This is a genomic window from Candidatus Protofrankia californiensis, assembly GCF_900634765.1.
Taxonomy (GTDB): Bacteria; Actinomycetota; Actinomycetes; order Frankiales; family Frankiaceae; genus Protofrankia; species Protofrankia californiensis.
Genome location: NZ_CAAAFT010000447.1, coordinates 1 through 4,771, shown reverse-complemented (window position 1 = coordinate 4,771; position 4,771 = coordinate 1). Strand labels below are relative to the sequence as shown.

Sequence of the window (4,771 nt, the reverse complement as noted above, 5' to 3'; positions counted from 1 at the left end):
GGTTCGCCTTCACCTACGCGGGCGGCGCCGACCGGTTGCGCACACCGCTGATCCGTGACGACTCCACCGGGGAGCTGGTCGAAGCGTCGTGGACCGAGGCGCTGGCCTTCGCCGCCCGGGGACTGGCGGAATGCCGGGACCGCCACGGTGTCGGCGTCCTGGCCGGCGGCCGGCTCACCCGCGAGGACGCCTACGCCTACGCCAAGTTCGCCCGGGTCGCCCTGCGCACCAACGACGTGGACTTCCGGGCCCGGCCGCACTCGGCCGAGGAGGAGGCGTTCCTGGCCCACGCGGTCGCCGGCACCGGCATCGGGGTGACCCACGCGGGCCTTGAGACCGCGCCCGGCGTCCTGCTGGTCGCGCTCGAGCCCGAGGAGGAGGCGCCGACGATCTTCCTGCGGCTGCGCAAGGGCGCAACCAGACGGGGCACGGCGGTCTTCTCGCTCGCGCCGCTGGCCACCCGCGGGCTGGCAAAGATAGCCGGGACGCTGCTGCCGGTCGTCCCCGGCGCCGAAGCCGCCGCCCTGTCCGCTCTGCTGGACGTGAACGGGGACGGGGACGAGTCACCGGTCGCCACCGCGCTGCGGACCCCCGGGGCCGTGATCCTCGTGGGGGAACGCGCCGCGCAGGCTCCCGGGACGCTGACCGCGGCGCTGCGGCTGGCCGAGGCGACCGGCGCGCGCCTGGCCTGGGTGCCGCGCCGGGCCGGGGAGCGTGGCGCGCTCGCCGCCGGTGCCCTGCCCTCGCTGTTGCCGGGCGGGCGCCCGGTGGCGGACCCGGTGGCCCGCGCCGAGGCCGAGGAGGTCTGGGGCGCCGCCCTGCCGGCCGAGCCCGGCAGGGACACCGCGGCCATTCTCGCCGCCGCGGCCGCCGGTGAGCTCGACGGGCTTGTCGTCGCCGGGGTGGACGTCCGGGACCTGTCCGACCCGGCTGCTGCCCTGGACGCGATCGCGTCCGTGCCGTTCTGCGTGTCCCTGGAGGTGCGCAGGTCCGCGGTATCCGAGGTCGCCGACGTGGTCCTGCCGGTCGCGCCGGTGGCGGAGAAAGCGGGATCCTTCGTGAACTGGGAAGGGCGCCTGCGCGCGTTCCAGCGAGCCCTGGACACTCCCGCGCTGCCGGACCTGCGGGTGCTGCACATGGTGGCCACCGGGATGGGGATTGCCCTGGGCGTCGACGACCCCGGAGCGGCCGCCCGCGAACTGTCGAGGTTCGGCCGTGCCGGTGCCGAGGTCAACCGCGCTCCCGCGCCGTCGGCCGAGCCACCCGCGCTGCCCGAACCGGCGTCGGGCCAGGCGGTGCTCGCCAGCTGGCACCAGCTGATCGACGACGGCCGGATGCAGGACGGCGAGCCCTACCTCGCAGGCACGGCCCGCCCGCCCAGGGCCAGGCTGTCCGCGGTGACAGCCGGTGAGATCGGCGCGGTCGACGGCGAGCCCGTCAGCGTCACCACTGGTCGCGGAACCGTCACCCTTCCTCTGGAGATCGTTTCAATGCCGGACCGGGTGGTGTGGCTGCCGACCTTCTCACCCGGCTCCCATGTCCGTGCTTCGCTTACCGGGCGTGCCGGCGAAGTGGTGAATGTCAGCGTGGCTGTCCGTGCTCCGGACGGCGGCCGCGATCTCGTCGACGCCGCCGGCGGGCGGACCTCGGAAGGCCGGTCATGAGCTACGCACCCTCGTTCGCACCTGTGCTGGCCGCCAGCGCCGGTGACCCGGACCTGTCCGTCTTCGGCGACGACCCGTTCTGGCTGATCCTGCTCAAGGCCGTGGCCGTCTTTGCCTTCCTGCTGCTCACGACGCTTTTTGCGATCGTGTTCGAACGCAAGGTCGTGGCCCGGATGCAGCAGCGCGTCGGCCCGAACCGGCACGGTCCCAAGGGCTGGCTGCAAAGCCTTGCCGACGGCGTGAAGCTCATGCTCAAAGAGGACATCATCCCGGTTCTCGCTGACCGGCCGGTTTTCATCCTCGCCCCTATCGTCTCGGCGATCCCGGCGTTCCTCGCGTTCGCGGTGATCCCGTTCGGGCCCGAGGTCTCCATCTTCGGTGAGCACACCACCCTGCAGCTCGCGGATCTGCCGGTGTCGGTCTTGTTCGTGCTGGCCGCGTCGTCGCTGGGTGTGTACGGGCTGATCCTGTCGGGCTGGGCGAGCGGGTCGACCTACCCGCTGCTGGGATCGTTGCGTTCGGCAGCCCAGATCATCTCCTACGAGGTCGCGATGGGATTGTCCTTCGTCGCGGTCTTTCTCAACTCGGGGACGCTGTCCACGTCAGGCATTGTCGAGGGCCAGAGCCACTGGTGGAACGTCGTGCTGGTGCCGTCCTTCATCATTTACTGCATCGCGATGGTGGGCGAGACGAACCGGACGCCGTTCGACCTGCCCGAAGCCGAAGGCGAGCTGGTCGGCGGTTTCCACACCGAATACAGTTCGATCAAGTTCGCGTTCTTCTTCCTCGCCGAGTACATCAACACCGTGACTGTGTCCGCGGTGGCGACGACGTTGTTCCTCGGCGGATGGCAGCCGCCGCCGATTCCGTTCCTCTCGCACTTCGACACGGGCTGGTTCCCGGTGATCTGGTTCGTGTTGAAACTGCTGCTCTTCCTGTTCGTCTTCATCTGGCTGCGCGGTACGTTGCCCCGGCTGCGGTACGACCAGTTCATGGCGTTCGGCTGGAAGGTCCTGATTCCGGTCGGGCTGGTCTGGCTGCTCGCGGTGGCGACCTTCAAGGTCTACCGGGAGAACGTGACCGACCGGACGCCGTGGCTGATCGGTTTCGGAATCGCCACCGGCATCCTGCTCATCATCACGATCATCGATCCCGGTGCGCGCAGACACCAGGAACGTCTGGAGGCCGCCGAGCGGGAGCGCATAAGCAACGCGCCCAGTCTGGACCGGATCCCGTGGCCGCCGCCTGCCACCGTGGCCAACCGACCGTCACCCGCCACCGGTCCGAACCGACCGTCGTCCGCCACTGTCATCGTCGCGGGTGGACCGCGGCAGGAGAGCTGAGCCATGGGGATTCTCGACCCGTACAAGGGATTCGGCGTCACCTTCTCGACCATGTTCAAGAAGCCGACGACCGAGCAGTATCCGGAGGAGAAGAAGGAGACCGCGCCCCGCTTCCACGGCCGGCACCAGCTCAATCGGCATCCCGACGGGCTGGAGAAGTGCGTCGGGTGCGAGCTGTGCGCGTGGGCCTGTCCGGCTGATGCGATCTACGTGGAAGGCGCGGACAACACCGACGAGGAGCGCTATTCCCCCGGAGAACGCTACGGACGCGTCTACCAGATCAACTATCTGCGCTGCATCCTGTGCGGCCTGTGCATCGAGGCATGCCCGACCCGGGCGCTGACCATGACCAACGACTACGAGCTCGCCGACGACAGCCGCTCCGACCTCATCTTCACCAAGGAGCAGCTGCTCGCCCCGCTGGGCGACGGGATGACGGCGCCACCGCATCCGCTGTTCCTCGGTGACAGCGAGACGGACTACTACAGGTTCGACCCGAACCGCATGGGTCCCTTCGACGCCTCCGGTTTCGTCGACGTGGCCGATCGGGACACCGAACCGGAGCCGGTCCGATGAGCACGCAGATCCTGGTCCAGGCGGCGGGGGAGTTCACCCGGACGTCCACCGGCGAGGCCGCGACATTCTGGGTTCTCGCCCCGGTGGCGGTGCTCGCCGCGCTGGGTATGGTACTTGCCCGCAATGCCGTGCACGGGGCCCTGCTGCTCGTCGTGAACCTTTTCTGCCTGGCCGTCTTCTACCTGCTCCAGGATGCACCGTTCCTCGGTTTCGTACAGATCATCGTGTACACCGGGGCAATCATGGTGTTGTTCCTGTTCGTGCTCATGCTGGTCGGGGTGGACTCCTCCGACTCCCTGGTGGAGACCCTGCGGGGCCAACGGGTGACCGCGATCGTCCTGGGGATCGGGTTCGCCGGGCTGCTGGTGTTCCCGATCGGTGGGGTGATCGAAGGCACCACCGCCGCCGGGCTCACGGCCGCCAATGACGGCGGCAACATCCAGGCGATTGCCCGCCTGTTGTTCACCGACTACGTGCTTGCGTTCGAAATCGTTTCCGCGCTGCTCATCATAGCCGCGGTCGGGGCCATGATTCTCGGGCACCGCGAACGGGTCGACGGCAAGGTGACGCAGAAGGAGATGCTGCGGCGGCGGTTTGCCGCGGGCGGCCGGGTCACCCCGATTCCCGGGCCCGCGGTGTATGCCCGGCCCCAGGCCGCCGGGGTTCCATCGGTTCCATCGGAACTGCCCGGCGGTTCTGCTGGGCCCGGGGAGACACCGCCGTACGGCGGCGGTTTTCCCGACTCCGGTGTGGGTGCCGACCCCGCGGACGTCGAAGGTGACAACGGTTCCGGCGCGCAGGACGACAAGAATCCGCACCCGGTCGGGGCCGGGAAGGGGACGAACCGGTGAATCCCGCAAACTATCTGATCCTGGCCGGGCTGCTGTTCACGATCGGTGCGGTCGGCGTCCTGCTGCGTCGCAACGCCATTGTCGTCTTCATGTGCATCGAGTTGATGCTGAACGCGGCGAACCTGACCCTGGTCACCTTCTCCAGGATCAACGGAACCCTGGACGGTCAGATCATCGCCTTCTTCGTGATGGTGGTGGCCGCCGCCGAGGTGGTCATCGGCCTGGCAATCATTCTTACGATCTTCCGAACTCGCCGCTCCGCCTCGGTGGACGACGTGAACCTACTCAAGTACTAGCCGGCCAAAGGCGATGCGATCATGTATGGCGCATCGCCGGA

General features: G+C 68.8%; 5 protein-coding genes. All 5 read left to right on the top strand.

The features are described 5' to 3' along the window. On the top strand, nt 1-1,664 hold a 1,664-nt coding region (locus DD1DGNOD_RS23255), incomplete at its 5' end, for a molybdopterin-dependent oxidoreductase (protein WP_131771031.1). Next, nucleotides 1,661-3,007, top strand: a complete 1,347-nt coding sequence (gene nuoH / locus DD1DGNOD_RS23250; RefSeq protein WP_131768567.1) for an NADH-quinone oxidoreductase subunit NuoH — start codon at nt 1,661-1,663, stop codon at nt 3,005-3,007. The genes DD1DGNOD_RS23255 and nuoH, both read left to right, overlap by 4 nt. 3 nt (nt 3,008-3,010) lie before the next feature. Beyond that, nucleotides 3,011-3,583 carry an NADH-quinone oxidoreductase subunit NuoI gene (gene nuoI / locus DD1DGNOD_RS23245; RefSeq protein ID WP_131768566.1) on the top strand — a complete coding sequence of 191 codons (573 nt, stop codon included), beginning with the start codon at nt 3,011-3,013 and terminating at the stop codon, nt 3,581-3,583. After that, the gene (locus DD1DGNOD_RS23240) at nt 3,580-4,434 is read left to right on the top strand and encodes an NADH-quinone oxidoreductase subunit J (RefSeq protein ID WP_131768565.1); all 855 of its coding nucleotides are present in this window, start codon (nt 3,580-3,582) and stop codon (nt 4,432-4,434) included. The genes nuoI and DD1DGNOD_RS23240 overlap by 4 nt, the downstream gene beginning before the upstream one ends. Next, the gene (gene nuoK, locus DD1DGNOD_RS23235) at nt 4,431-4,730 is read left to right on the top strand and encodes an NADH-quinone oxidoreductase subunit NuoK (protein ID WP_131768564.1); all 300 of its coding nucleotides are present in this window, start codon (nt 4,431-4,433) and stop codon (nt 4,728-4,730) included. The genes DD1DGNOD_RS23240 and nuoK overlap by 4 nt, the downstream gene beginning before the upstream one ends. The last annotated feature ends 41 nt before the right edge of the window (nt 4,731-4,771 follow it).

Excerpts from the sequence above, each read along its gene's own strand:
- DD1DGNOD_RS23240 (WP_131768565.1), top strand. The coding sequence starts at position 3,580 with ATGAGCACGCAGATCCTGGTCCAGGCGGCGGGGGAGTTCACCCGGACG.
- nuoH (WP_131768567.1), top strand. The coding sequence starts at position 1,661 with ATGAGCTACGCACCCTCGTTCGCACCTGTGCTGGCCGCCAGCGCCGGT.
- nuoI (WP_131768566.1), top strand. The coding sequence starts at position 3,011 with ATGGGGATTCTCGACCCGTACAAGGGATTCGGCGTCACCTTCTCGACC.